The sequence below is a fragment of the Posidoniimonas polymericola genome (genome assembly GCF_007859935.1).
Taxonomy (GTDB): domain Bacteria; phylum Planctomycetota; class Planctomycetia; order Pirellulales; family Lacipirellulaceae; genus Posidoniimonas; species Posidoniimonas polymericola.
The window spans coordinates 390,683-416,631 of sequence record NZ_SJPO01000003.1 but is presented as its reverse complement, the minus strand read 5'-3'; the positions used below and the strand labels follow the sequence as shown (position 1 = coordinate 416,631).

The 25,949-nt window shown below is 66.8% G+C and carries 19 protein-coding genes and 1 tRNA gene; 13 read left to right on the top strand and 7 right to left on the bottom strand.

What is annotated here, in order from left to right; all coding sequences use genetic code 11:
- Positions 1-165: 165 nt before the first annotated feature.
- Both serA and serC read right to left on the bottom strand, forming a co-directional pair.
- Complete coding sequence (gene serA, locus Pla123a_RS08435; RefSeq protein WP_146585817.1) at positions 166-1,791, bottom strand: phosphoglycerate dehydrogenase; 1,626 nt, start codon at positions 1,789-1,791, stop codon at positions 166-168.
- An 84-nt stretch (positions 1,792-1,875) separates the two neighbouring features.
- On the bottom strand, positions 1,876-2,964 hold the full coding sequence (serC, locus tag Pla123a_RS08430; RefSeq protein WP_146585815.1) for a 3-phosphoserine/phosphohydroxythreonine transaminase: 1,089 nt from the start codon (positions 2,962-2,964) through the stop codon (positions 1,876-1,878).
- Between the two features lie 304 nt (positions 2,965-3,268).
- Between serC and Pla123a_RS08425 the strand changes: the two genes are divergently transcribed.
- Both Pla123a_RS08425 and Pla123a_RS08420 read left to right on the top strand, forming a co-directional pair.
- A complete protein-coding gene (locus Pla123a_RS08425; RefSeq protein WP_197527792.1) occupies positions 3,269-5,266 on the top strand; it encodes a chloride channel protein in 1,998 nt (665 codons plus the stop codon).
- Between the two features lie 270 nt (positions 5,267-5,536).
- The gene (locus Pla123a_RS08420; RefSeq protein WP_146585811.1) at positions 5,537-6,253 is read left to right on the top strand and encodes a dockerin type I domain-containing protein; all 717 of its coding nucleotides are present in this window, start codon (positions 5,537-5,539) and stop codon (positions 6,251-6,253) included.
- An 85-nt stretch (positions 6,254-6,338) separates the two neighbouring features.
- Here the strand turns inward: Pla123a_RS08420 and hydA are convergent, their stop codons facing one another.
- On the bottom strand, positions 6,339-7,718 hold the full coding sequence (hydA, locus tag Pla123a_RS08415; RefSeq protein WP_146585809.1) for a dihydropyrimidinase: 1,380 nt from the start codon (positions 7,716-7,718) through the stop codon (positions 6,339-6,341).
- A 132-nt stretch (positions 7,719-7,850) separates the two neighbouring features.
- Here hydA and xseA point away from each other — a divergent pair, with 132 nt between their 5' ends.
- The 4 genes from xseA (at position 7,851) to gdhA (ending at position 14,098) form a co-directional block, all read left to right on the top strand.
- Positions 7,851-9,053, top strand: a complete 1,203-nt coding sequence (gene xseA, locus Pla123a_RS08410) for an exodeoxyribonuclease VII large subunit (RefSeq protein ID WP_146585807.1) — start codon at positions 7,851-7,853, stop codon at positions 9,051-9,053.
- 212 nt (positions 9,054-9,265) lie between these two features.
- Complete coding sequence (locus Pla123a_RS08405) at positions 9,266-10,903, top strand: acetolactate synthase large subunit (RefSeq protein ID WP_146585805.1); 1,638 nt, start codon at positions 9,266-9,268, stop codon at positions 10,901-10,903.
- Positions 10,904-11,011: 108 nt separating this feature from the next.
- Entirely contained in the window at positions 11,012-12,445 is a 1,434-nt protein-coding gene (locus Pla123a_RS08400) for an aldehyde dehydrogenase family protein (protein ID WP_146585803.1), read from the top strand.
- Positions 12,446-12,697: 252 nt separating this feature from the next.
- Complete coding sequence (gdhA, locus tag Pla123a_RS08395; RefSeq protein ID WP_146585801.1) at positions 12,698-14,098, top strand: NADP-specific glutamate dehydrogenase; 1,401 nt, start codon at positions 12,698-12,700, stop codon at positions 14,096-14,098.
- A 25-nt stretch (positions 14,099-14,123) separates the two neighbouring features.
- On the opposite strand, the gene Pla123a_RS08390 is transcribed toward gdhA, so the two are convergent.
- Complete coding sequence (locus Pla123a_RS08390; RefSeq protein ID WP_146585799.1) at positions 14,124-14,486, bottom strand: hypothetical protein; 363 nt, start codon at positions 14,484-14,486, stop codon at positions 14,124-14,126.
- 407 nt (positions 14,487-14,893) lie between these two features.
- Here Pla123a_RS08390 and Pla123a_RS24520 point away from each other — a divergent pair, with 407 nt between their 5' ends.
- The 3 genes from Pla123a_RS24520 (at position 14,894) to Pla123a_RS08380 (ending at position 15,739) form a co-directional block, all read left to right on the top strand.
- The gene (locus Pla123a_RS24520; RefSeq protein ID WP_197527791.1) at positions 14,894-15,067 is read left to right on the top strand and encodes a hypothetical protein; all 174 of its coding nucleotides are present in this window, start codon (positions 14,894-14,896) and stop codon (positions 15,065-15,067) included.
- 271 nt (positions 15,068-15,338) lie between these two features.
- Positions 15,339-15,410, top strand: a tRNA-Cys gene (locus Pla123a_RS08385).
- Between the two features lie 71 nt (positions 15,411-15,481).
- On the top strand, positions 15,482-15,739 hold the full coding sequence (locus Pla123a_RS08380) for a hypothetical protein (RefSeq protein ID WP_146585796.1): 258 nt from the start codon (positions 15,482-15,484) through the stop codon (positions 15,737-15,739).
- On the opposite strand, the gene Pla123a_RS08375 is transcribed toward Pla123a_RS08380, so the two are convergent.
- Positions 15,723-16,370, bottom strand: coding sequence for a response regulator transcription factor (locus Pla123a_RS08375; protein ID WP_146585794.1), 648 nt, complete (start codon positions 16,368-16,370; stop codon positions 15,723-15,725). The genes Pla123a_RS08380 and Pla123a_RS08375 overlap by 17 nt on opposite strands.
- 468 nt (positions 16,371-16,838) lie before the next feature.
- Here Pla123a_RS08375 and Pla123a_RS08370 point away from each other — a divergent pair, with 468 nt between their 5' ends.
- Positions 16,839-20,519 (top strand): chemotaxis protein CheB, encoded by a 3,681-nt coding sequence (locus Pla123a_RS08370; protein ID WP_146585792.1) that lies wholly within the window; start codon positions 16,839-16,841, stop codon positions 20,517-20,519.
- On the opposite strand, the gene Pla123a_RS08365 is transcribed toward Pla123a_RS08370, so the two are convergent.
- Both Pla123a_RS08365 and Pla123a_RS08360 read right to left on the bottom strand, forming a co-directional pair.
- Entirely contained in the window at positions 20,512-21,612 is a 1,101-nt protein-coding gene (locus Pla123a_RS08365) for a sensor histidine kinase (RefSeq protein ID WP_146585790.1), read from the bottom strand. The genes Pla123a_RS08370 and Pla123a_RS08365 overlap by 8 nt on opposite strands.
- Positions 21,609-22,070 carry a response regulator gene (locus Pla123a_RS08360; protein ID WP_146585788.1) on the bottom strand — a complete coding sequence of 154 codons (462 nt, stop codon included), beginning with the start codon at positions 22,068-22,070 and terminating at the stop codon, positions 21,609-21,611. Before Pla123a_RS08360 ends, Pla123a_RS08365 begins: the two co-directional genes overlap by 4 nt.
- A gap of 614 nt (positions 22,071-22,684) precedes the next feature.
- On the opposite strand from Pla123a_RS08360, the gene Pla123a_RS08355 reads away from it, so the two are divergent.
- From Pla123a_RS08355 to Pla123a_RS08345, 3 genes are all read left to right on the top strand, one after another.
- Entirely contained in the window at positions 22,685-23,482 is a 798-nt protein-coding gene (locus tag Pla123a_RS08355) for a response regulator (protein WP_146585786.1), read from the top strand.
- A gap of 427 nt (positions 23,483-23,909) precedes the next feature.
- Positions 23,910-24,365, top strand: coding sequence for a beta-lactamase hydrolase domain-containing protein (locus tag Pla123a_RS08350; RefSeq protein ID WP_146585785.1), 456 nt, complete (start codon positions 23,910-23,912; stop codon positions 24,363-24,365).
- A gap of 135 nt (positions 24,366-24,500) precedes the next feature.
- The gene (locus Pla123a_RS08345; protein WP_146585783.1) at positions 24,501-25,910 is read left to right on the top strand and encodes an MBL fold metallo-hydrolase; all 1,410 of its coding nucleotides are present in this window, start codon (positions 24,501-24,503) and stop codon (positions 25,908-25,910) included.
- Positions 25,911-25,949: the final 39 nt, after the last annotated feature.

Below are 25,949 nucleotides of genomic sequence, written 5' to 3'. Positions count from 1 at the left end.
ACGAAGTGCGCGGCCACGACACGCGGGCCCGGCGCGCTACGATCAATACGCAGCCCCCACAGTGGGGGTTCTAACGATTAGTCCATTAAGTCCGGGACCGCAGTGACCTAGGGGCCACGGAGCCGCAGGCGGACCGTGGCACGTGCCGCTAGGCCTCACCGACTCTCAACCGAGCCAGCTGGGCAGCGACCCGGCGGCCGGCAGGTGCACCACGGTGGCGCTGGTGATGCCGTTGATCTTGAGGATGTCGTCCAGCGCGGCCTGTGGGGGCTCGCCGTCCAGGTTCAGCACGCCGATGGCGCCGCCGCCGGGCTGGTTGCCGGCGCGGCCGACCGCCATCTGAGCGATGTTCACATTGTGCCCGCCCAGCGCGGCGCCGATGCCCCCGATGATGCCCGGCACGTCCTTGTGGCAGAACACCAGCAGGCAGCCGTCGAGGAACGCCTCGAGGCGGTAGTCGTCGATGCCGACCAGCCGGGGCATGTTCTGGCCGAACAGTGTGCCAGCGATCTGCCGGGTGACGCCGCCGGCGGTCACCTCGACCGAGATCGACGAGCGGAACGCGCCCATGTCGCTGCGGCACTCCTCGACCACCTCGATGCCGCGGTCGCGGAGCAGGGTCTCGGCGTTGATCAGGTTGACCGACTCCTCCATCGCCCCCTCGAGCAGGCCGGCGGCGAAGGCCGAGGTCAGCAGCTTGGTGTCGCGTTCGCAGACCTCGCCGCGGTAGTGCAGCTTGCAGCTGGTGATCCCGCTGGGGGCGATGCCCGCCGCCATCCGGCCCAGCCGGTGCGAGACGTCCAGGTACCCGCGGACCGACTCCAGCGTCTTCGGGTCGACCGACGGCACGTTGACCGCACAGCGGATGGCGCCGGTCATCAGGAACGCGGTCAGCAGCTCGACCGCCTCCACCGCGACATTGGTCTGGGCCTCCTCGGTGCTGGCCCCCAGGTGCGGCGTGCAGACCACGCCCGGCATGCCGAACAGCGGGCTGTCGGTGCACGGCTCGTCGGGGTAGACGTCCAGCGCGACGCCGGCCAGCTTGCCGCTCTTGAGGCCCTCGACCAACGCGGCCTCGTTGTAGATCCCGCCGCGGGCGGCGTTCACCAGCCGTGCGCCCGGCTTGATGATCTCCAGCGCGGCGGCGTCGATCATGTCCTTGGTCTCTTCGGTCAGCGGCGTGTGGACCGACAAGTAGTCGATCTTTGGCAGCATGTCGGGGACCTTGGCGACCAGTTCGATGCCGAGCTCAGCGGCCCGCTCGGCCGACATGAACGGGTCGTAGCCGATGACGTTCATCTCGAACGCCTGGGCCCGTTCGACCAGCGCCAGGCCGATGCGGCCCAGCCCGACCACGCCGAGCGTCTTGCCGGCGAGCTGCGTGCCCATGAACTTCTTGCGGTCCCAGCGTCCCTCGAGCAGGCTCTGGTAGGCGGGGGCCACGTTGCGGCTCATGGCCAGCATCAGGGCGAAGGCGTGCTCCGCGGTGCTGATCGTGTTGCCGGCCGGGGTGTTCATCACGACGATGCCGGCGCGGGTGGCGGCAGGCTTGTCGATGTTGTCGGTGCCGACGCCCGCCCGCACCACGGCCTTCAGCTTGGTCTGGCCCTCGAGCACGTCCGGCGTCAGCTTGACGCCGCTGCGGCAGATCGCGCCGTCGAACTCGGAGAGGGCCTGGCGGAGGTCGTCTCCCTTGAGTCCGGTGCGGACCTCGTAGGTGATCCCTTCGGCGGCGTCGAGCAGGTCGAGGCCCTCTTGCGACAAGTCATCCAGGACGATAACGCTTGGCATGGCAGTGGTGCGTGGTAGCGGGTTGGGTGTTGGTGATCGGGCCGGTGGCCCGGCGCTTTATCGGGTTGGCAGCGGAAGATGCCCCTAAGCGTTCTTGGCGAATTCCTTCATGAACGACGCCAACGCGTCGACGCCTTCAACCGGCATCGCGTTGTAGATCGAGGCGCGGATGCCGCCGACCGAGCGGTGGCCCTTCAGCGCTTCGAGCTTGTGCTTCTTGGCCTCGCCGAGGAACTTGCTGGTCAGCTCGTCCGACGGCAGGTTAAAAGTGACGTTCATCACGCTGCGGCTGCTCGGCTGGGCGTGGCCCTTGTAGAGGTCGCTGTGGGCGTCGATCACGTCGTACAGCTTGAGCGCCTTGGTCTTGTTCTGCTCGAACATCTTGTCCAGGCCGCCGATGTCGTTCAGCAGCCACTTGGTGACCAGGTCGACCACGTAGATCGCGAAGGTCGGCGGCGTGTTGCCGAGCGACTCCTCCTTGATGTGGTTCGCGTAGCTCAGGTACGAGGGGAGGTTGGCGTCGGAGCGCTCGGCCAGGTCCTTCCGCATGATGACGATCGTCACGCCCGAGGGGCCGGCGTTCTTCTGGGCGCAGGCGTAGACCATGCCGTAGCGGCTGATGTCGAGCTTGCGGTGCAGGAAGTCGCTCGAGGCGTCGCAGACGAGCGGCACGCCGCCCGTGTCGGGTTCGCCGTTGAACTGCACGCCCTCGATGGTCTCGTTGCAGGTGTAGTGGCAGTAGGCCGCCTGCGGGTCGAGGTCGAGGTCGCCCTGCTCGGGGACGTGGTCGAAGCCCGACCCCTTGGCGGTGTACGCGACGCGGGTCTGCCCTTCCTTCTGGGCCTCCTCCATCGCCTTCTTGCCCCACGAGCCGGTCAGGATGTAGTCGGCCGACTGTCCCTCGCCCAGCAGGTTGATGGGGACCATCGAGAACTGCAAACGGCTGCCGCCCTGCAGGAACAGGACGGCGTAGTCGTCCGAGATATCGAGCAGCTTGCGGAGGTTGGCCTCGGCAGAGTGGATGATCTCGGTGAACGGCCCGCCGCGGTGGCTGATCTCCATAATCGAGGCGCCCGCGCCCGGCAGGCAGAGCATCTCGTCGCGGATCTGCTCGAGGACGGGGACGGGCAGAACGGCCGGGCCGGCCGAAAAGTTGAAGACTCTCTCATCCATGGCGGTCGAAGCGATGCGGGGCTGTGGGGGTCGCCGGCAACCCATTCGGGCGGCCCTGTGGGCTGCTGCGGGGCGGCTGAAAAGGACGTTATTCTACCGCTCACCTCGCCCGCCCGCTAAGGGGCCCGGGCTCAAAAGACGTGCGATTTCCTCGCCGCGGCGCAACCCGCCCCCGGGGGGAGTAGTCACCCTAGAACCTTGCGGCCCTGGCGCCTACGCTGAAGGATTCGCCGGCAACGGTCAGTGCAGGGCCCCACAGGGACCGGCCTGCCTCTGGCGCCGCCGCCCCACCCCCGGCCCGAGCATGCCCTCCCCGCCCACCACGACCGACAGCAGCGATGTCAGAAACGTGCTGCGCGAGGCGGTCGATTCGGTCGCTCGCCGCGGCGTCATCCCCGGGGGGACGCTCACCATCATCCTGGCGGGGCTAACCGGGCTGCTCGCGGGTTTCGGCGCCGTGGCGTTCACCTGGATCATCGACACCATCACCCACTACACCTACGGCGGGGCCAACGAGCACCTCGGCCAGGGCTGGTGGTGGGGGGTCGCCCTGCTGGTCAGCCCAGCAATAGGCCTGCTGTTTGTGACCTGGTTCACCCGCACCTTCGCCCCGGAGGCCCAGGGGCACGGCGTCCCCGAGGTGATCACCGCGGTCGCCAGAAACGACGGCCGCATCCGCCCGCTCGTGGCGTTCGTCAAGATCCTGGCGTCCGGCGTGACGATTGGGACCGGCGCCTCGGCCGGCCGCGAAGGGCCCATCGTGCAGATCGGCAGCGCCCTGGGCAGCTCGGCCGGCCAGATGTTCAAGCTCTCCGCCCGCAATGTGAAGGTGCTGGTCGCCGCCGGCGCCGCGGCGGGCATCAGCGCGACGTTCAACGCCCCATTAGCGGGCGTCATCTTCGCCAGCGAGATCATCCTCGGCAGCTTCGCGGTCGAGTCGCTGACGCCGATCGTGCTGGCGAGCGTCGTGGCCGATATTGTGCAGCAGCACTTCGGCGAGCACCGCTTCGAGGCCGCCTTCGGCCAGCTCGAGGGGTACGACTTCGCCGGCGCCTGGTCGCAGCTCCCGGCCTACCTGCTGCTCGGCCTGATCGCCGGGCTCGCGGCGGTCGGCTTCACAAAACTCGTCTACAAGACCGAGGACGTCGCCAACCAGTGGCTGCCCAAGTGGCCGCAACGGGCGGTGGTGTTTGGACTGGTGATTGGGGTGTTCGGTCTGTTCTACCCGGCCTGGCCGCCGTCGGTCTCGGACGAAATGGTCCAGAAAAAGGAAGCGGGCGGCCGCCCCCTGCCGGCGGTGATGGGCGTCGGCTACGGCGTGGTCGATCACGCGCTGCACCTCGAGGTAGCCGGCAAAGCAAAGAACACCGAGCCGCACGACCTGGTCGACCTGGTGGTCGCAGGGGGCAAGGAGTACCAGCGGCGCCGCGACGGCGAGGACACCAAGGCGGTCGCGATTGAGCCCGATCGGCTGCTGGCCGAGTTCTGGTGGCTGCTCCCGCTGGCGCTGCTTAAGCCGCTGCTCACCAGCCTCACCCTCGCGGGCGGCGGGTCGGGCGGAGTGTTCGCGCCGTCGCTGTACCTGGGGGCGACCCTCGGCGCCTGCTTCGGTCTGCTGATGAACATGCTGCTCCCCGAGTCGAGCCACGCCCCGGGCATGTTCGCTATCGTCGGCATGGGCGCGGTGGTGGCCGGCACCACGCACGGCGTGCTGTCGGCAATCCTGATCGTGTACGAGATGACCAACCGCTACGAGGTCATCTTGCCGATCATGGCGGCCGCCGGCCTGGCGAGCCTGGTCGCGACCGTGATCGACCCCGAGAGCATCTACTACAAGAAGCTCAGCCGCCGCGGCGAACGGATCGCGCGTGGGCACGACCTGCACAACCTCGACCACATCATGGTTCGCGACGTGATGGTCCGGCACTTCCCGACGCTGCACCCGGAGGACAACGCGCTGGAGATCATCCGCATCGCCCGCCAGAACCCAGAGATCGAGAGCCTGCCGGTGATGAACGAAAACGGCAAGCTGACCGGGATCATCCGCGCCGAGGACCTGCACCGCGTGCTCGACAGCGACATCTCGCCGATGCTGGTCAACGCCGAGGACATCGCGCTGAAGACCACGCTCGCCCTGCACCCGGCGCAGAACCTGATCGAGGCGATGCGCGACTTCGGCGCCCGCGACGTCGAGACCCTCCCGGTCGAGGTCGGCAAGGACGACAACCGCCGCCTGGTCGGCCTGCTGCTGCGGGCCGATGTGATCAAGCGTTACCGGCAAGAGATGCTCAGCGGGCGGTAAAGATAGCCAAATTGCCGCTAGCCGCAGCGTAGGGGACGCGCTACGATTGCGCCGTACGCCAGCCCGGCCAACGTCCGGCGGCATTTAGGCGCCCCTTATCCTGCAGACCCGTCGATGTGCAGACTCCCCTGGAATGCGTGTCCTCCCCGCTTGTTCGTGCTGCTGCTAGCTGCGGCCCCAGTGCTGGCGGGGTTGAGCGCTGCAGCGGCGCCGATAGTCGATCAGCAGCACCAACTTTCGCAGAGCTTGGGGGGCTCAGTCACGCACCGAATGTACGAGATCGGCCAAACCTTCACAGTCGGCGCCGCGGGGCTGCTGACCCGCGTCGACGTGGGGGTGGGCAAGGTGGGCACGCCCGTGGGCGATCTCTTGCTAGACATTCGCCGACTGCACCAAAACGTGCCCTCCGACGAGCCGCCGCTGTTCCAAACCGTGATCCCCAAGACGTCGCTGCCGCAGCGGGCGGCCAACGGACTCACCGCAGTCACAGCGATTGACGTTTCCGCGGGCCGAATCACTGTGACGCCCGGCGACCGGCTGGCAATCGTGCTGAGCAGCGATCAAGACTTCAGCCAGACCAACACAATTGTGTGGGACCGCGGCAACCCTGGCTACGCTAACGGGGCCGCTGGGGAGCGCATCCATACCGCCGCCTGGACGCTCGACAATACCTATGACTTTGGGTTCCGCAGCTGGGTCGACCCCGCGGCCGACCTGCCCGGCGACTTCAACGACGACCAACTGGTCGACGCGGACGACTACCAAGCCTGGAAAATGAACTACGGGTCGACCACGCAGCTCGCCGCCGACGCCAACGGAGACAACGTCGTGGACGCCGCCGACTACACGATCTGGCGTGACAACCAAACCACGCCGGCGTCCTCGCCTGGTTCGCAGTCAATAGTCGGCGTACCGGCGCCTGCCGGTGCGGTGCTCGTCGGCTGGCTGCTGCCCGCTGCATCGCTGATGCGGCGGCGGATCGGCTAGTGCGATAGGTGTCGTTTGGGCCCCGCGCCACTTGGACCCCGCGCCACTTGGTCACTGAGGCGCCGCAACACTGAGGCGCCGCGTTCTAGTGGGTCGGCTTACGGGCGAGGAACCGCCCGTGGCCCGGCTCGCCGACGAACTTGCCGCTCTGGGCCATGACCTTGCCGCGGACGGTGACCACCTCAGCCCTGCCCTGCACCTGCCACCCCTCGAAACCGCTGTAGTCGGTCTGCATGAGGTGGGTCTCGGCGGAGATTGTGCCGCGGTGCTCGGGGTCCCAAACCACCAGGTCGGCGTCAGAGCCTACCTTGATGGCGCCCTTCTGCGGGTACAGGCCGAACAGCTTGGCGGCCTGGGTGCTGGCGGCGTCGACGAACCGGTTGAGCGTGATCCTTCCCGGCACGACGCCGTGTGTGTAGAGCAGCTTGACGCGTTCCTCGACGCTGGGGATGCCGTTGGGGATCTTGGTGAAGTCGCCGCGGCCCATCTCCTTCTGGCCTTGGAAATCGAACGGCGCGTGGTCGGTCGCGACGGTCGAGACATCGCCGGCCGCCAGCGCCTGCCACAGGTACTCCTGCTCCGCTTTCGTGCGGATCGGCGGCGACATCACGTACTTTGCGCCCTCGAAGTCGGGCCGCTGGGCGTAGCTCTCGTCGAGGGTAAGGTAGGGGATGACGGTCTCGACCCAGATCTTGACGCCCCGCCCGCGGGCGGCGAGAGCGGCCTCGACCGCGGCGCGGTTGCTGGTGTGCACCGCGTAGACGCTCGCGCCGGTCAGCTCGGCGAACGTGGTCAGGTGCTGCACGCCGGAGGCCTCGACCCGTACGGGCCGTGACGGCTCGTGGAACTCGGGACCGGTCTTGCCGGCTGCCAGGAGCCGCTGCTGCAGCTCGGCGACGAGGGTCTCGTTCTCGCAGTGGGCGGTGACGATCACGCCCAGCTCGGCCGCGAGTTCGAGCGTCTTGAACAGCTCCTCGTCGCTGACCCCGAGCGCGCCCTTGTACGCCAGGAACACCTTGAAGCTGGCGACCCCGTCGGCGACGATCCGGCGGAACTTGTCGGCGGCTCCGTCATCGAAGCGGGTCACGCCCATGTGGAAGGTGAAGTCGCACGGCGCGAGGCTTTCTGCCTTGCCGCGCCACAGCTGGTAGGCCTCCCATGGGTCCTCGTTGGCGGCGGGGCAGATCATCTCGATCAGCGAGGTCGTGCCTCCGACAATCGCTGCCCGGCCGGCCGAGTCCCAGTCGTCCTTGGCGTAGGTCCCCATGAACGGCAGGTAGATGTGCACGTGCGGATCGATGAAGCCCGGCATCACGAGCTTGCCGCCGGCGTCGATCACGGTGGCGTGGGCCGGCGAGTCTAGTTGCGAACCGATCGCAGTAATCGTTTCGCCTTCGCACAGGATGTCCGCGGTGTAGTCCTCGGTGTCGGTGACAACCCGCCCACCCTTGATCAGCAGCGACATATCCACTCCTCGTGCTCGTGTGCCTGCATCGACGACCTCGTGTAGCCCGACTCTTGCACAACGCCTGGTCAAATGCAATCGGAACGCCCGCTTTCCCCTTTCCCGTTCGGCGCAGAACGCCACAATAGCGGCATGCCCGATCCCCTTGCCAACCAACCCGCGCTGAGCGTCGCGGAGCTGACCGCCCAGATCAAAGGCCTCGTCGAAGAGTCGTTTCCCTCAGTGTGGGTGACCGGCGAGGTCTCGAATTTCGCACGGCCCGCCTCCGGGCACTGCTACTTCACGCTCAAGGACCAGCACGCACAGATCCGCGCGGTGATCTGGAAGGGTTCCGCGTCGCGGATGCGGTTCGACCTGACCGACGGTCTGGAGATCTTGTGCCACGGCCGGCTCGACTTGTACGCGCCGCGGGGCAGCTACCAGATCGTGATCGATCAGGCGCAGCCCAAGGGGGTCGGCTCGCTCGAGCTGGCGCTGCGGCAGCTGAAGGAGAAGCTGGCCGCCGAGGGGTTGTTCGACGCCGACCGCAAGCGGCCGCTGCCGTCATTCCCCCGGCGGGTTGGTTTTGTGACCAGCCCGACCGGCGCCGCGATCCGCGACTTCTTGGAGGTCGCTCGGCGGCGCTGGAGCGGCTCGCAAATCCTGGTGATCCCGACCCGCGTGCAGGGCGAGGGCGCCGCCGAGGAGATCGCCGCGGCGGTGCGGCTCGCCAATCAGATTAGGCCGCCGCTCGACGTGCTGGTGGTCGGTCGCGGCGGCGGCAGCATCGAGGACCTGTGGTGCTTCAACGAGGCCGCCGTGATCCGCGCGGTGGCCGCGTCGCAGATCCCCACCGTGTCGGCGGTTGGACACGAGATCGACGTCACCCTCTGCGACCTGGCGGCCGACGTGCGGGCGCTGACCCCCAGCGAGGCGGCCGAACGCGTCGTGCCGTCGGGCGACGAGTTCACCTCGCGTGTCCGCACGCTCTCCACGCGGCTGCACGGCGCCGCCCGCAGAGCAGTTCAGGTGCGCAGTGAACGCGTGGACGGCCTCGCGCAGCGTCGCCCGCTGGCCAGGCCCTACTCACTCATCCAAGACCACGCGGCCCGACTCGACGAGCTTCAGCTGGCCGCGAATCGCTCGATCCACCGCAAGCTCGAGCACTACCGGGGCCTGCTGAGGGCGGCGGCGGGGCGGCTGCAGTCGCTCAGTCCGCTGGCGGTGCTTGCCCGTGGTTACAGCATCACCCAGGACGGGCGTGGCCAGGTAGTCCGCGACGCGTCCCGGCTGAAACCGGGGGACCGGATCGGCATCCGATTCGCAACAGGCAAGACCGAGGCCATCGTCGACTAGCAACTCCCGGCCAGCTGCGCAACCCGCACAGCCGTACTCGTGGCGGCCCGCCGCGGCCGCCGCACCGGGCTTCCGCGGAGTAGTTGCCGAAAACGACCGCGGCGGAGCGGGTCGCACCGCCGGTTTCGGCGGTGGTCGTCGTACAGTTACAAACCCACCCCGTTGGCCCCACCCCATTGGCGGACCCAGCGGGCAGCCCCTACGAGGCAATTATGAAAGCTTCCGACCTGTTTGTTCGCGCGCTCGAGGCCGAGGGTGTGGAGTACATCTTCGGCATCCCGGGCGAGGAGAACCTCGACCTGCTCGACTCCCTGTCCCGGAGCTCGATCCGGCTGATCATCACCCGGCACGAGCAGGCGGCCGGCTTCATGGCCGCGACTTACGGCCGCCTCACCGGCAAGGCGGGCGTCTGCCTGTCGACGCTCGGTCCGGGCGCCACGAACTTTGTCACCGCCGCGGCCTACGCCCAGCTCGGCGCGATGCCGATGCTGATGATCACCGGCCAGAAGCCGATCAAGAGCAGCAAGCAGGGCCACTTCCAGATCATCGACACGGTCGACATGATGCGGCCGATCACCAAGTACACCAAGCAGATCGTCAGCGGCGACAACATCCCGTCGCGCGTCCGCGAGGCATTCCGCTTGGCCGAGGAGGAACGCCCCGGCGCGGTCCACCTCGAGCTGCCCGAGGACATCGCCCGTGAGACCACCAGCGAGCCGGTGATGCCGGCCAGCGCCGCGCGTCGGCCGGTGGCCGAGGAGAAGTCGATCCAGCAGGCAATCGAGCTGATCGAGGAGGCCGAGCGTCCGCTGATTCTGATCGGCGCCGCCGCCAACCGCAAGCTGACCTGCCGCGCGATCCGCCGCTTCGTTCAGCAGACCGGCATCCCGTTCTTCGCCACACAGATGGGCAAAGGCGTCGGCGACGAGACCGACCCGCTCTGCCTGGGCAACGCCGCACTGTCGTCCGGCGACTTCCTGCACCAGGCGATCGACGCCGCGGACCTGATCGTCAACATCGGCCACAACGTGGTCGAGAAGCCGCCGTTCTTCATGACCCCCGGCGGCGTACGGGTGGTCCACGTCAACTTCACGTCGGCCGAGGTCGACCCGGTGTACTTCCCGCAGGTCGAGGTCGTGGGCGACATCGCGCACAGTGTCTGGCGGATGGGCAACGAGGTCCGCCCGCGGGACGACTGGGACTTCACCCCGTTCTTTAATGCACGCGACGCCGAGCAGCGGCACATCGCGCCCTACTTGACCGACGACCGGTTTCCCGTGTCGCCGATCCGGCTCGTGCACGAGGTGCAGAGCGTTATGCCGGACGACGGCATGCTGGCCCTCGACAACGGCGTGTACAAGATCTGGTTCGCCCGGAACTACAAGGCGCGGCAACCGAACACGGTGCTGCTGGACAACGCGCTCGCCAGCATGGGGGCCGGTTTACCGTCCGCCATGGCGGCGCACCTGGTGCACCCCGACCGCAAGGTGATGGCGATCTGCGGCGACGGCGGCTTCATGATGAACGCCCAAGAACTCGAGACGGCTGTCCGCCTAAAAATGAATCTGACCATTGTCATTCTTAATGACAGCGCCTACGGCATGATCAAGTGGAAACAGGCCGACATGGGCTTTGCCGACTTCGGCCTGGACTTCTCGAACCCCGACTGGGTGAAGTTCGCCGAGTGCCACGGCGCCCGTGGCCACCGCGTCGACTCGATCGACCAGCTCGGTCCGATCCTGCAGTCGGCCGGCGACCAGCCGGGCGTCGATTTGATTGACGTGCCGGTGGATTACTCGGTTAATGACGTAGTGCTGAACAAAGAGATCAAGGAGCTGGCGGCGGTCTGACCACGGGGTCGACCGACACGCGGCCCCGGCGACGGCAATCCACCCTAGGACCGCCGCGGGCCAGCCAACGCGAAGAGTAACCTGCTAAGCGACAACCGGTGGAAGATCATGCTTGCTGACACGTACCCGTTCTACCTCGCGAATCAGCCCGAGAGCCCCAACGCGGACCTCGAGGTGACCGACAAGTACACCGGCAAAGTGGCGACCCGTGTCGCGATGGCGTCGGCCGAGGATATCGACCGCGCGATCGCGGCCGCCGAACGGGCGGCCGAGGCGATGCGCAAGATGCCCCCGTACGAGCGGCAGGTCGTGCTGTACCACTGCGTCGAGCGCTTCCGCGAGCGGTTCGAGGAGCTGGCGGTGTCGCTCTGCATCGAGGCCGGCAAGCCGATCAAGGACGCCCGCGGCGAGGTCACCCGCCTGATCGACACCTTCCGCATCGCCGCGGAGGAGTGCGTCCGCATCGACGGCGACATCCCGAACCTCGAGATCAGTGCCCGGGCCAAGGGCTACCGCGGCTTTGTCCAGCGGGTGCCGATCGGGCCGTGCTCGTTCATCTCGCCTTTTAACTTCCCGCTCAACCTGGCGGCGCACAAGGTCGCGCCGGCGCTGGCGGTGGGCTGCCCGTTTGTGCTCAAGCCCGCCAGCCGCACGCCGATCGGCGCGCTGCTGATCGGCGAGATCCTGGCCGAGACCGACCTGCCGGCCGGCGCGTTCAGCATCCTGCCCTGCCACCGCGACGGCGCCGACCTGTTCACCACCGACGAGCGGCTCAAGTTCCTGTCGTTCACCGGCTCGCCCAACGTCGGCTGGGAGCTCAAGAGCCGCGCCGGCAAGAAGCCGGTCGTGCTGGAGCTCGGCGGCAACGCCGCCTGCATCGTCGACGCCGACGCTGACGTCGAGGACGCCGTCGCGCGGCTCGTCATCGGAGCGTTCTACCAGTCGGGCCAGAGCTGCATCGGCGTGCAGCGGATCATGATCCACGCCTCGATCTACGATCAGGTGAAAGAAAAACTCGTCGCCGCGACCAAGCAGCTCGTCGCCGGCGACCCCAAAGACGAGAACACGTTCATCGGCCCGATGATCAGCGAGGGCGAGGCCAAGCGGCTCGACGGCTGGATCAAAGCCGCAATCGAGGCCGGCGGCAAGCTGCTGTGCGGTGGCGGTCGCGACGGCGCCATGCTCGAAGCAACCCTGCTCGAGGACGTGCCCCAGGACCAAGACCTGTGCGCCGAGGAGGCGTTCGGCCCGGTCGCCGTGCTGAGCCGTTTCGACGACTACAGCGCCGCCCTGCGCCAGGTCAACAACAGCCGATTCGGCCTGCAGGCGGGCATCTTCACCCGCGACTGGTACAAGATCCAGCAGGCGTGGGACGAGCTCGAGGTCGGCGGCGTCGTGATCGGCGACGTCCCCTCCTGGCGGGTCGACAACATGCCGTACGGCGGCGTGAAGGACAGCGGCCTGGGCCGCGAGGGCATCCGCTACGCGATGGCCGACATGACCGAAGAGCGGCTGCTGGTGATTCGCACCAAGCAGGCGTAGCGCCGGCGCCGCTCCCCGGCTGGCACGCCCTCCCAGGGCGCGGTGAATCACCAGCAGGGCAGCAACTCCCTGAGAGGGGGTGCCGCCGAACATCCGGGGCTGCTGCGTCTCAGTGGTGCGCGTCCTCCCGCGGTTGGCGATCGGGTTTCCACTATCTCCACCGCTCGCTCTGAGCGGCGCCCCGGCGTGGCCTATTCGTTTAAATAGCCAGCTCCGTAGATGGCCTAAACCAACCTACTCACGGTCCGCGACATGCTCACCACGTCTACCGACGTCACCCCCGTGCCGGTCACGATCGTGCCGGACTCCTGCCAGGACGAAGTGCAGTCGTTCATGCACGGCCTGGAACGCCGCAACCCAGGCGAGGTGGAGTTCCACCAGGCGGTCCAGGAGTTCGTCGAGACGGTCATGCCGTTCGTCATGGACCACCAGAAGTACCGCGACGCACAGATCCTCGAGCGAATGACCGAGCCGGACCGGATCGTGATCTTCCGCGTCACCTGGCAGGACGACTCCGGCCAGATCCGCGCCAACCGCGCCTGGCGGGTGCAGTTCAACAACTCAATCGGACCCTACAAGGGCGGCCTGCGGTTCCACCCGGACGTGACGCTCAGCGTGCTGAAGTTCTTGGGCTTCGAGCAGACCTTCAAGAACAGCCTGACCGGGCTGCCGATGGGGGGCGCCAAGGGCGGGGCCAACTTCAACCCCAAGGGCAAGTCCGACAGCGAGGTGATGCGTTTCTGCCAGTCGATGATGACCGAGCTGCAGCGCCACATCGGCGAAGACACGGACGTCCCCGCCGGCGACATCGGCGTCAGCGGCCGGGAGATCAGCTACCTGTTCGGCCAGTACAAGCGGCTCGCCAATCGCTACGCCGGCATCCTGACCGGCAAGGGCCTGTCGTTCGGCGGCAGCCAGGTCCGCACCGAGGCGACCGGCTACGGCTGCGTGTACTTCTGCGAGAACATGTTCCGCCACGTGGGCGACTCGCTCGCGGGCAAGCGGTGCATCGTGTCCGGCTCGGGCAACGTCGCGATCTACACGGTCGAGAAGCTCAACCACCTCGGCGCCAAGGCCGTGACGCTCAGCGACTCGAGCGGCTTCATCTACGACCCCGACGGCATCGACGCCGACAAGCTCGCGTGGGTGAAGGACCTTAAGGAGGTTCGCCGCGGCCGCATCGCCGAGTACACCGAGCGTTTCCCCCACGCCAGCTTCTACCCGGACGCCAACCCGTGGGGCGTCGAGGCCGACGCCGCGTTCCCCAGTGCCACCCAGAACGAGATCAGCCTCGAAGACGCGCAGACGCTGCTCAAGAACGGCGTCCGCGCGGTGGCCGAGGGCGCCAACATGCCGACCGTCATTGAGGGCGCCCACGCGTTCATGAAGGCCGGCATCCTCTACGCGCCGAGCAAGGCCGCCAACGCCGGCGGCGTGGCGGTGTCGGGCCTGGAGCAGAGCCAGAACGCGCTACGCATCTCGTGGGGCCGCGAGGAGGTCGACAAGCGGCTGCAGGACATCATGTCCGACATCCACGACAAGTGCGTCCATTACGCGAACGACGGCGGCGGCCCGGTCAACTACGTCCGCGGCGCCAACATCGCCGGCTTCGTCAAGGTGGCCGACGCGATGCTCGCCTACGGCGCGGTGTAGACGAGCGGCGTTCCGGCGCCGCTGACTAGCGCACGATGTACACGTTGGACGTGTAGGTGCGTGGCCGCCAAGAGAACGGGCGGCCGCCTGGGGCCTGCCAAGCCGGGCTGTACATGCCGGTGAACGGCGTGGCCGACGCGGTTGGCCGGGAGTTGTTCATCCCGTACCAATTCATCGCCGCGATCCGAGCCGACCGCTGGGCGCCGCGCTGGGCCGCCTTCTGCATGTGGACCTGCTGCGGGTCGAGCTTCATCTCGCCCGAATCGTAGTACCACCCCTCCTGGCCAGCCTTGGGGTCGCGTTCGCCGCTGGCGGCGGGGCCCTGAGCGGCCACCGGGGAAGTCGCGGCTGCAAGCAGCAGGGCGAGGCTGCACAGGGTCGTACGCATGGGCATGGCTCCGTTTCGATACTGGTCGGACAACACCCCTGAACATCGGCCCGGGCGACGCGGTAACTATGGCGTCATGACCCGGGCAAGCAGCTCCAGCGGCCCCCGCGGTGCGTCCTCTGCGGATTAGGGAAAGGCTGCCGGGCAAGATAATTAAGATTTGGAGAACTCCCCCGGTTGGCGGACGCCTTGCGGCGGTGCTACCATGCACGAGCCGGCTTTGCGGGATCCTGTCTAGGCGGGGCAAGATTTCAGCCGTTCCGGCGAACTAGTAGAAGACCCACGACGAGTAGATGACCCACGACGGGGCTGCCGGAGACCGCCAGGTCTTGCCGCGCAGAAAAAAGAAACTAGCGAAAGGGCTCCCGCCCGACCCGCATCCTTCTGATGTAACAAGGAGATACGAGATGAAGCGTTTCGCACTCGCGACCATGCTGCTGGCCATCATGGGCCTGAACACCGGCTGCGGCCCTGCTCCCGCCACCGATGACGCTGCCCCCGAGGTCGAGACCCCCGCGGTCGATCCGGGCGGCGCCGAGATGAGCGAGCCGGAAGCCGACGCCGAAACCCCGGCCGAGTAATCGCGCTGGCGGACAGGCCTCCCCAGGCCTGTCATGTGAAGACCAAGCGGCCGACAACCCTCCCGGGTTGTCGGCCGCTTTTTTTGTCGAGCGAACCCGCGGCCGGCCGATAGTTGTCCTGCTGCAGGCCGCCGTCCGACACGGCGGCGAACACGCCTTGACCAGACCGCCGACATTGCGTAGTTTTTGGTTAAGTTTACCGGTTGTGACGGTCGATCAGACTAGTACGCCCGTCGGGAGCGGCTCACCAGCGAACCCGACGCAACCCAATGGCGCCGTAGCCAAGTGGCTAAGGCATCGGATTGCAAATCCGACATCCCCGGTTCGAATCCGGGCGGCGCCTCTCCAAGACCCCACCCTGCGTTCAACGCTTGCGTGGGGTTTTTTCATGGGCCGACCCGGCGAGGTCACGTGATGGAGCCTGACAAAAAGCCTCTGCGACTGCCCGACGCACAGCACGCCCACAGCCAAACCCTGCACCGGATCCGCAACGAGCTGCACGGGTTGACGCTCGGTTTCGCCGCCTACCGCAAGATGACCGTGGCGGAGAACACCGGGCAGGCCGAGTTGAGCGAGCAGGTAGCCGACCAGATCGGCCACGCTATCGAGAACCTCCGCAGCGCGGTCGCCGAGCTCGACGCAGCCTCAGCCGCGGCTACACCACCTTCTTGAGCAACGCCCACTGCACGGCCTCGCGGGTGAGCTCGTCGCCCGAGGCGAGCCGCAGCTTCTGCTTGAGCCGGCCCTTGAACGACTCGACCGTCTTGACGCTCCGCTGCAGCCGCGCGGCGATCTGCTTCGTAGTCAGCCCTACGCCGATCAGGCGGAACACCTCGAGCTCGCGGTTGGTGAACTCGGCGGTGTCGGGGTCTGCGGACTCGCCCCCGCACTCGGCGACCGCCTCGCGGCGGCCCTCGACGGCCTGCAGCGCGGCCGCAACGACCCGCTCGAGCAGCTCCTCGATGGGGCGGTCCTTGGTGACGTAGGCGTGGGCGCCGGCGCGCAGGGCGCGGCTCTCGTAGACCCCCTGGTCGTGCATCGACGAGACCACAATCCCAATCGCCGGCCGGTGGGTGGCGATCCGTTGCACCAGAGCGAGCCCGTCGCCCCCGGACAGTGTCAGGTCGACAATCACGGCGTTGGGCTCCCGTTCGGAGATGCCCCGCCACGCCTCGGCGGCGTTGTCGGCGTCGCCAACGAGCTCAAGGTCCGAATGCTTGGAGATTGATTGCTCCAGCCCCAGCCGCACCAGCGGGTGGTCCTCCACGACAAAAACCCGGCAAGGCCTCGAATCGACTTCCATGCGCCGCCCCTTGCTAGCTAGAAAAAGCCAGGGAATCCCCTACAAGCTCTCTGGACCTTCACGGACGATACCAGACACTACGGGAGCGAATTGCCGCGGGCCGGATACTGTCGTTTGCCCGCGGAGTACGCCAGCCGAACAGCCACGCGGTTGATTACAACCGCGTCGCCCCGGGGGCGGCCTGCCCCCGCCTCCGGGGTATTTTTTCTGGCACGCGTATCCTCGCTGCCCACGGCCCCCGTGTCGTTCACTTATCGGGCAACGCCAGTCTACCAGACCGCCGGAAGTGGGAAACCACAATCCTGCACAGGCGATCCTTCGACCGCCGCCCAAACGATTAGGCCGCTAACGATTTGCCTCGGGGGCGACGCACGGATAGAGATGAGACGCGGACTCTGCTAGCATCAGGGCGTGCCGCTTAGCGGTTATATTCTCAGGGCCTGGATCCCCCTGCCCCCCGAGTCCTTGATGCCCAGCGATCAGGAACAGACCGCCCCCCCCTCGTTGATCGTCGGCATTGGCGCGTCGGCCGGCGGCCTCGAGGCGATTGAGCGGTTCATCGACCGCACCCCGCCGGACACCGGCATGGCGTTCGTCTTGGTGCAGCACCTCTCGCCCGACTTCAAAAGCTTGATGGACGAGCTGCTGTCGCGGTGGACCCCGATGCCGATCCACCAAGTCGAAGACGGCATGCGTGTCGAGGCCAACCACATCTACCTGATGCCGCCCAGGAAGGAGATGGCGATCGCCGACGGCAGGCTGCTGCTCGTCAACAAGGACCCAGACGCGACGCTGACGCTGCCGATCGATCACTTCTTCCGCTCGCTCGCGCAAGACTGCGGCCCGCGAGCAGTGGGGGTGATCTTGTCTGGGACCGGCTCGGACGGGTCCCGCGGGATCGTTGATATCCACGAGGCGGGCGGTCTGGCCCTGGTCCAGGATGAGGAGACCGCCAAGTTCGACGGCATGCCCCGGGCCGCCCGCGAGTCGGGCGTCATCGACCTGTTCCTCGCGCCCGAGGACATGCCCCAGGCGCTCACGCGGATGCAGCAGAACCAACACTCCACCGCGTTGACCGACCTGCTCGACAGCCAAGGCCTCGGCGCGGCGGGTCTGAAACGCGTTTTTCAACTGATCCGCTCCGGGTACGGCGTGGACTTCAATGAGTACAAGATCAACACCGTTGTGCGGCGGACAGAACGGCGGATGACGTTCAACAAGGTGCGGCACATCGACGAGTACGCCGACCTGCTCGCGACCGATCGAGAAGAGCTCGACGCCCTGTACCGTGACCTGCTGATCGGCGTCACCCGGTTCTTCCGCGACGGCGAGGCCTACGACCGTTTGGTGGCCGACGTGATCGAACCGCTGATCGAGGACGCCCAACCGGGGCAGGACCTGCGGGTCTGGGTGGCCGGTTGCGCGACCGGCGAGGAGGCCTACTCGATCGCCATCCTGTTCGACGAGGCGGTCGTCAGGAGCGGCAAGGCGAATGAGGTCAAGCTGTTCGCGACCGACATCCACAAGACCTCACTCGATGTCGCCTCGCAGGGGCTCTACTCCGACCGGAGCCTGGAAGATGCCCTCCCGGAACGACTCCATCAGTACTTCCACAAGGTGAGCGGGGGCTACCAGATCAAGCCGCGGATCCGGCAGAGCATCGTCTTTGCGCCGCACAACCTAATTAAGGACGCGCCGTTCACCAAGCTCGACCTGATCACCTGCCGCAACCTGCTGATCTACCTGCAGCCCCAGGCCCAGAAGCGAGTATTGTCCCTGTTTCATTTTGGCCTGCGGGCGGGCGGCTGCCTCTTCTTGGGGCCGAGCGAGAGCCCCGGAAACGCCAACGACGAATTCGATCCCATCAACGCCAACTGGAAGCTGTTCAAGAAACGCCACAACCTCCAGCTGACGCCCGAGGCGCGCCTCCAGCTAGGCCCCCCGCCCAGGGAGAGGCAATCGGACCGACTAACCTCGCCACCGCGTCCTACCCGGAGCGACCCCAACGGCCTGCCGATCAGCACCTACGACGAATTGCTGTCGACCGTGATGCCGCCCTCGCTGCTGGTTTCTGAGTCGGGCGATCTGGTCTACACCTTTGGCGACGCCGGCAGCCTGCTGAAGGACGAGCAGGGCAGGTTCTCGGCCCAGGTGCTCGATCGGCTGAGGACGGGGCTGCGGTCTCCGGTGTCTTCTGCGGTGCGCCGCGCGCTCCACGAAGAGCAGACGGTCGAGTATCAAGGGCTGCTCTTCACCGACGAGAACGGCGAGCAACGCCGCTCTGACCTGACGGTCCGGCCCATTGTCGACGCCCGCCAGAAGTGTCGCCTGCTGCTGATCCAGGTGGCGCCGCAGGCCGAAAGCCAGGCGGCGGCCTCGCCGCGGGCCACGACCGATCTCGCATCGATCACGGCCGAGCAGGTGGACGCCCTCGAGACCGAGCTGAGGTACACCAAGGAGAACCTGCAGGCGACGATCGAACAGCTCGAGACCAGCAACGAGGAGCTGCAGGCCGCCAACGAAGAGCTGGTCGCCTCGAATGAAGAGCTGCAGAGCACCAACGAGGAGCTCCACTCGGTCAACGAGGAGCTCTACTCCGTCAACGCCGAACACCAGAACAAGATCAGCCAGCTCTCGGAACTCACCCGGGACATGGACAACCTGCTCCAAAGCACCGAGGTGCACACGATCTTCCTGGACGCCGAGCTGCGTATCCGGAAGTTCACGCCCCGCGTGGCTGACAGCTTCAACGTGCTGCCCCAGGACATCGGGCGGCGGATCGACAGCTTCACGCACTCCATCGAGTGCGACAACCTGACCCGCAAGATCGGCCAAGTCATCCGCACCGGGCAGGCCTACGAGGAGGAGGTGCTGGGAGCCGACGACACGTGCTTCCTGATGCGGATCCTCCCGTACCGTGCCGCCAGCGGCGGGATCGACGCCGCTGGGATTGACGGGGCGTTGCTCACGCTGGTCGACATCACCAAGCTCCAGAAGACCTCCGAGGCTCTCAAGGAGTCGGTTAAACAGCGTGACCGGTTCCTGGCGATGCTGTCGCACGAGCTGCGCAACCCGCTGGCGACCATCCTCAACGCGACCCACCTGCTGTCGGCGTCGGGCGACGATCCAGAGCGCCGCTACCCTGCCGAGGTGATCCAGCGACAGTCAGCCCAAATGGCCGCTCTGCTCGACGACCTGCTGGACGTCACCCGCGTGAGCCACGGCAAGATCCAGATCAGCCATCAGCCCTTCAACATGCTCACGGCGGTCAATCACGCGGTCGAGGGCGCCCTCTCGCAGTTCGAGCGACGCGAACAGACGCTCAACACCAAGCTGCCCGAGGCCCCAATCTGGGGGACGGGCAGCGACACACGCATCCTGCAGGTCGTGCTTAATCTGCTGACGAACGCGTCGAAGTACTCGCCCCGCGGCAGCCAGGTGGAGCTCGCCCTCACGGCCGAGGACGGGCAGGCTGTCATCAGCGTCCGCGACCACGGCATGGGGATTTCGGCCGACCAGATCGACAACATCTTCGAGATGTTTATGCAGTCCGATCGAACCCTCGACCGGGCCGAGGGCGGACTCGGGGTTGGACTGACGCTGGTCCGCTCGCTGGTCGAGCTGCACGGCGGCACGATTTCTGCCCACAGCGACGGCCCCGGCAAGGGGAGCGAGTTTACTGTCCGGCTCCCCACCTGCGACCCGCCCGCCGCGGCCGACCTGCAGGGGCCGCACTACCGCGTCGACAGGACGATCGAGCGGGTTGTGCTGATCGAGGACAACGTCGACTCGGCCAGGATGCTGGCGTACCTGCTAGAGGGCTCCGGTTTCGAGGTCACCGTCGAGCACAACGGCCGGGCGGGACTCGACGCCATCATGCGGCTGCGACCGGACGCCGCGATCGTCGACATTGGGCTGCCCGAGCTTGACGGGCACGAGGTCGCCCGCCGCGTCCGCGAGGCGCCAGAGTTGGCGGACGTCTACCTGATCGCGCTGACGGGCTACGGGCAGGAGTCCGACCGACGCCTAGCGACCGAGAGCGGCTTCGACGAGCACCTTGTCAAACCGGTAGACCCCGACCGGCTGAGCGCGCTGCTATCCGAGGCCAAGGGGAGAGTCCACGGGCCACAGGACACGCTGCCTAGCTAGCGCCTAGCAGCCAGTTGTTGAGCTGCGCCTGGGTGGGCGCCGCGGTGAAACAGAACGCAGCGCCGCCTGCGGAGGAAGGCTCTACCCAGATTTTGCCGCCGTGGCGTCTGACAATTTTTCGGCAGGTGGCCAGCCCCAGCCCGTGCCCCGGGATATCCGCCCGCGGGCTCAACCGGACATGCGGTGCGAAGACGAGCTCGGCGTCGTCGGGCGGCACGCCGAGGCCGTTGTCTTCTACTCGGATGACCCACTCGCGTTGACAGAACTCCGCGTTGACCGAGACCTGAAGCGGGTGCTCTGCCCTGTAGCGGATGGCGTTGGTAAGGAGGTTCTCTAGCAGGAAAGCGTAGTCGCTCTCCGACCCACGAATGATCGGCAGCCGACCGACCGCCGGCGTAGCCCCAGCCGACTGGAACTCGCCGCGCAACCGCTCCCCTACCTCGGTCATCACGTGGTCAAGATCGGCGTCTCCGATGGGTTCGTCGTCGCGGCCCACGCGGTTGAAGTCCAGCAGTTGATCCACGAGCAAGCGGAGGTCGCCGGCGGCGGCGGTGAGCCGAGACACCACCGCTCGATGAGCGGCGGGCAGCGGCTCATCGGCGTCCTCCAGCAGGCGGTGGAGCTGACCCTCGATCTCGGCCAGAGGCTCGCGCAACCGACTCGACGCCACGCCAAACACGCCGTTCAGGTCTCCGCGGGCGTCCTCCAGGCGGCGGATCAGCCGCGACTTCTCAACCGCGTGGTCGATCACACTGTGCAACCTGTCGGCGTTCAACCGCTGCTTGACGAGGTAGTCGTACGCGCCCTGCTTGATCGACTCGGCCGCCAGCTCTTCGTCGCCCTGGCCGGTCATGATGACTACCGGCGGGCCCAACGCGGCGAGGATATTCAACGCGTCGAGGCCATTGAGGTCCGGGAGGCGGTAGTCCAGCAGCACACACAGCGGGAGCTTCTCTCGGCAGATGTCGATGCCCTCGGCGGCGGTTCCCGCCTGCACGACCGCGTACCTCTGGCCGACGAGCCGCACAATCTGCTCGCGATCGACCGAGTCGTCGTCGATCACCACAATGCAGTTCCGCTCACCCTGAGTCATAGGTGCCTTTCTGGGGGGAATTCAACGATCCGCCAGTAGTGGTCGAGAAGCTGGGTCAACCCGGCGAAATCGGACCCCGCCCGCGACTTCACCACGTACCCCGCGACGTGCTCCTGGTAGGCGGCGACCTTGTCGCTGTCGGTGTCGGATGTCGTCAGCACGAAAACCAACCTGTCCGACAGGGCAGGATCGGCGCGGAGCTCGCGGAGCATCTCAATGCCATTCATCCGCGGGAGGTTGAGGTCTAGCAGGATGACGCACGGCCGCCCCACCTGCAGCTGGTGCTCACCCCGCAGGATGCAGAGCGCCTCAACGCCGTCCTTTGCGCGGACAATCCTGTTGCCGATCCGGACCTTTTCGAACGCCCGGCACACCGCCTCGGCGTCGACGTCGTCGTCCTCGACCAGCAGGATCTGGACTTCTCGGTAGGGCGGACGGGAGGCGTGCTCTGCGTTCATGTCGGGGCCGGTAGTAGGTCGGAGTCTTGGTCGAGCGTCGCGGGACGGCGACGATCACAAAAAGACGCACTACGCATCGAGTAAGCTAAACGTCGCTCGCGGGTCGCTGCAAGGATCGGCGCGCGGACAGCACCCGCGTGGGAGCAGTTCCGGCGCCGAGTCGACCACCGCCCCGTCTATCTGCGATCTTCTCCGCCGGCCGGTCCGAGGCGGAGCGTCGCCTCGAGCTGGTTTGATCGGAGCCGCAGCGATTCGGCACACGCCGCCTGCCGTGCTCGAGGCGTTGATTCGCCAATGCCAACCGCGTTTGCGTTCGCTCTTGCTCGGCAATTGCCATCGCCCGAATAATTGATTGAGCTACCGCTGCAGATCGGCGCCAAATGCAGCAGAGATCTTAACACCGCGTCCCCCAATCGCAAAACGGTGCGCCGCTAAGTCCGGCGATTCGTCCACCCCGAGGGCGCCGTTTACCCCCTCTCTCAATCGCCAAACCTCAGTTGACAACCGGAACCCGGATGGCGGAACGTAGGACTATCGTTTCCGTGCCCACGTGTCGCTCGATTCGCTGCGGTGGCTGTCTAACGCCGTCGCGCGGAAAATAAGAAAGCCACGGCATGCTCGTCTTATCTCGTCATAAGAATCAGAAGATCCGCTTCCCCGGTCAGGGGATCTCGGTGGAGATCCTCGAAGTGCGGGGATCGAAAGTAAGCATCGGGGTCGACGCGCCGATCGAGGTCCGCGTGCTGCGGGACGAGATCGAAGACCATTCGAAGGGCGCGCACGGCCCGGCGCCGCATGTGATACGGCTCCCCAAGAACCTGCGGCACGAGCTACGCAACACGCTGCACGAGCTGAGTCTGATGCTGCACGTCTACCACAGACGCGGCGCGGCCGCGGGCGCCGCGGACACGATCGACGCCGACAAGATGTTCGAGGCCGTGATCCAACGCATCGAGGACCTCAGCGGCCACCGGGTGCTCGGCCGGACCGGCGTGGTCGCCCGCCCGGTCGGCCCGCCGGGCGGCCAGCCTGCGGGTCGGGCGTTGGTGGTCGACGACAACGACAACGAGCGCGAGCTGCTGGCCGGCTTCCTGCGGATGTGCGGTTACGGGGTGCAGACCGCCAGGGACGGGCTCGAGGCGATCGAGCTGCTGCGGAGCGGCGAGCGGCCGGCGTTCATGCTGATCGATATGCAGATGCCCCGCTGCGACGGCGCCCGGCTGCTGAAGATGATCCGCGAGCGGAAAGAGTGGGCAAAGATTACCCTGTTCGTCATCAGCGGCAACTCGGCCGAAGACTACGGCCCCGGCTCGGCCGATGGCTGCACCGGCTGGTTCCAGAAGCCGCTCGACCCACGGCGCATTGTCGACGAGCTCGTCCGGATCGAAGAAGGCTCGGCTTCCGTGGCTTAACCCTACGCGCGTCTCGGGCGGCATGGGGGAGGGAACCCTGCGTGCAACTCGTCTCAGGGATCGGGACGATCGCTCCGACGCCACGAGCGGGGAGGCCGGGCCGACCGGCCTCGGCCTCCTCGTCTCTTGCTGGTGCTAATGCCGCTCGCCGGATTGCGCCAGGCCGCCTCTCGCTGGGCGCAGCGTTGCTTGAAGTCGGCGGGCCGCGCCGCTGGCATCGCTCGGGGCCATCACCCGCCGACGTGGTCGCCGCCCGGGCGTCTGGTTACACACCGCCCGACGTGGGGCAGCGGCGACCATTCATCGGGCAAAGCTGGCTGTGAACGCCGGCTGCTTTGCGATTGGCGCGTGGATTGCTGATGTGGGTAGTGGCCCTTCCGAGGGTAATCATTCAAATCCTGCATCGAAGCTACCGAGGAGGCGCCCTATGAACCACGCCCAGCAACTAAACGACGAACTCATCGTTGGCCCCCAGCCGAGCCCCTCTGAACTCGACCGCTTTGCCGACGACGGCGTCAAGACCGTCATCAACCTGCGGACCGCGGGTGAGGACGACCAGCCGCTTGGTCCCGACGCGGAAGCGGAGGAGGTGAAGTCTCGTGGCATGACCTACCTGCACCTGCCTGTGTCGATGGGGTCGCTCGGTTCGGCGACCGTCGATGAGTTTCGTCGCGCGTTCAAGGAGCTTCCCAAGCCGGTGCTCGCCCACTGCAAGAGTGGCAAACGGGCCGGGGCCTTGGCGATGATGCACCTCGCGGTCGAGCGGGGGATCTCCGGCGAGAAAACGCTCGAGCAGGCCGAGGAGCTCGGTTTCGAGTGCGACCAGCCGGAGCTGAAGGCGTTCGTCAAGCAGTACGTTGACGCCCACACTTGCAACAAGTAGTTCGGCCCGGCAGGACGAGACCGCCCTGACAATCATGTCGGCCGCGGCGCCGGTACAATCGTTGGCGCCGCGGCGGCTCTTTTTCCCTCGGAGAACGAGACAAGCAGCCCCGCCCACGCGAAGAGAGAAGACGACATGCTACTCGAACAACGATTCGTTCCCGGACTGGCCATTGCCTCGTACATCGTGGGCGACGAGCAAAGCGGCGCGGCGGTCGTGGTCGACCCCACCCGCGACGTCGATGGCTATGTCGATTACGCCGAGCACCACGGGCTGCACATCACCCACATCGTCGAGACCCACGTTCACGCCGATTTCGTCTGCGGCTCCCGAGAACTCAAGGCACGGCTCAACGACAAGCCAACCATCCACTGCTCCGGCTACGGCGGCGACGACTGGACCCAGCCGTACGCCGACCAGCACGTCAAGGAAGGCGACTCGATCGAGCTCGGCGACGTCCGGCTCGGCTTCCTCCACACGCCGGGCCACACAGCCGAGCACATCGGCGTCACGCTGTACGACACGTCGCGCAGCGAGGATACTCCCTGGGTGCTGTTCTCCGGCGACTTCCTGTTCGTCGGCGATGTCGGCCGGCCCGACCTGCTGGGCGAGGATGCAAAAAAGGAGCTCGCCCACCAGCTCTACAACAGCGTGTTCGACCGACTCGGCGTGCTGCCCGACATCACCGAGGTGTTCCCTGCGCACGGAGCCGGCTCGCTGTGCGGCAAGGCGATCGGCTCGCGGCGTTCATCGACTATCGGCTACGAGCGCCGCTACAACAGTTCGCTCGAGGAGAAGCCCGAAGACAAATGGGTCGCCGCCCTCCTGGAAGGCATGCCGCTCTCGCCGCCGTACTTCAAGCGAATGAAGCAGGTCAACCGCGACGGCCCGGCTATCCTCGGCCCCGAGCTGCCCGGCCAGAAACGCTTCGCCGCCAAGCAGGTGAACGAGCGGCTCTGCGGCGAGTGCCTGACAATCGACGTGCGTCCGAAGGAGGCGTTCGCCGCTGCGCACATCCCGGGCTCGATCAACATCCCGCTCGGCCAGAACCTGCCAACCTGGGCCGGCTGGGTGCTGCCGTACGACCGGCCCAAGCTGATCGTGCTCGACGACCCATCCGACATGCCGCAGGTCGTGACGCACCTGGTGCGGGTCGGCTTTGACGACGTTGAGGGCTACTTAGAGGGCGGCATCGGATCTTGGGAGACCGCAGGCTTCGAGCTGGGGCGGCTCGGCGCCTCTTCGGTGCACGACCTTCACCACGAGCTGTCCAGCGGCGCCAAGCGGACGGTGCTCGACGTCCGGACCGACAGCGAGTGGGACAGCGGCCACATCGACGGCGCCCTGCACATCCACGGCGGCGAGCTGCAGGACCGCTTCTCCGAAGTCCCCCGCGACAAGCCGGTGTCGGTGGTGTGCGGATCGGGTTATCGGGCGTCGATCGCCAGTTCGTTCCTGAAGCGTGAGGGCTTCGAGGACGTGACCAACGTGATCGGCGGCATGTCGGCCTGGAAAGCCGCAGAGCTGCCCACCGCGAAGAAATAATCCCGACTTTGTGGAACTCTTGTTCCCCCTTGCGGTATT

Coding starts and splice junctions, on each gene's coding strand:
- Pla123a_RS08425 (WP_197527792.1), top strand. CDS start 3,269: ATGCCCTCCCCGCCCACCACGACCGACAGCAGCGATGTCAGAAACGTG.
- gdhA (WP_146585801.1), top strand. CDS start 12,698: ATGCTCACCACGTCTACCGACGTCACCCCCGTGCCGGTCACGATCGTG.
- serC (WP_146585815.1), bottom strand. CDS start 2,964: ATGGATGAGAGAGTCTTCAACTTTTCGGCCGGCCCGGCCGTTCTGCCC.
- Pla123a_RS08350 (WP_146585785.1), top strand. CDS start 23,910: ATGAACCACGCCCAGCAACTAAACGACGAACTCATCGTTGGCCCCCAG.
- Pla123a_RS08365 (WP_146585790.1), bottom strand. CDS start 21,612: ATGACTCAGGGTGAGCGGAACTGCATTGTGGTGATCGACGACGACTCG.
- Pla123a_RS08390 (WP_146585799.1), bottom strand. CDS start 14,486: ATGCGTACGACCCTGTGCAGCCTCGCCCTGCTGCTTGCAGCCGCGACT.
- Pla123a_RS08375 (WP_146585794.1), bottom strand. CDS start 16,370: ATGGAAGTCGATTCGAGGCCTTGCCGGGTTTTTGTCGTGGAGGACCAC.
- Pla123a_RS24520 (WP_197527791.1), top strand. CDS start 14,894: ATGAAGCGTTTCGCACTCGCGACCATGCTGCTGGCCATCATGGGCCTG.
- Pla123a_RS08360 (WP_146585788.1), bottom strand. CDS start 22,070: ATGAACGCAGAGCACGCCTCCCGTCCGCCCTACCGAGAAGTCCAGATC.
- Pla123a_RS08405 (WP_146585805.1), top strand. CDS start 9,266: ATGAAAGCTTCCGACCTGTTTGTTCGCGCGCTCGAGGCCGAGGGTGTG.
- Pla123a_RS08370 (WP_146585792.1), top strand. CDS start 16,839: ATGCCCAGCGATCAGGAACAGACCGCCCCCCCCTCGTTGATCGTCGGC.
- hydA (WP_146585809.1), bottom strand. CDS start 7,718: ATGTCGCTGCTGATCAAGGGTGGGCGGGTTGTCACCGACACCGAGGAC.
- Pla123a_RS08400 (WP_146585803.1), top strand. CDS start 11,012: ATGCTTGCTGACACGTACCCGTTCTACCTCGCGAATCAGCCCGAGAGC.
- xseA (WP_146585807.1), top strand. CDS start 7,851: ATGCCCGATCCCCTTGCCAACCAACCCGCGCTGAGCGTCGCGGAGCTG.
- Pla123a_RS08355 (WP_146585786.1), top strand. CDS start 22,685: ATGCTCGTCTTATCTCGTCATAAGAATCAGAAGATCCGCTTCCCCGGT.
- serA (WP_146585817.1), bottom strand. CDS start 1,791: ATGCCAAGCGTTATCGTCCTGGATGACTTGTCGCAAGAGGGCCTCGAC.
- Pla123a_RS08345 (WP_146585783.1), top strand. CDS start 24,501: ATGCTACTCGAACAACGATTCGTTCCCGGACTGGCCATTGCCTCGTAC.
- Pla123a_RS08380 (WP_146585796.1), top strand. CDS start 15,482: ATGGAGCCTGACAAAAAGCCTCTGCGACTGCCCGACGCACAGCACGCC.
- Pla123a_RS08420 (WP_146585811.1), top strand. CDS start 5,537: ATGTACGAGATCGGCCAAACCTTCACAGTCGGCGCCGCGGGGCTGCTG.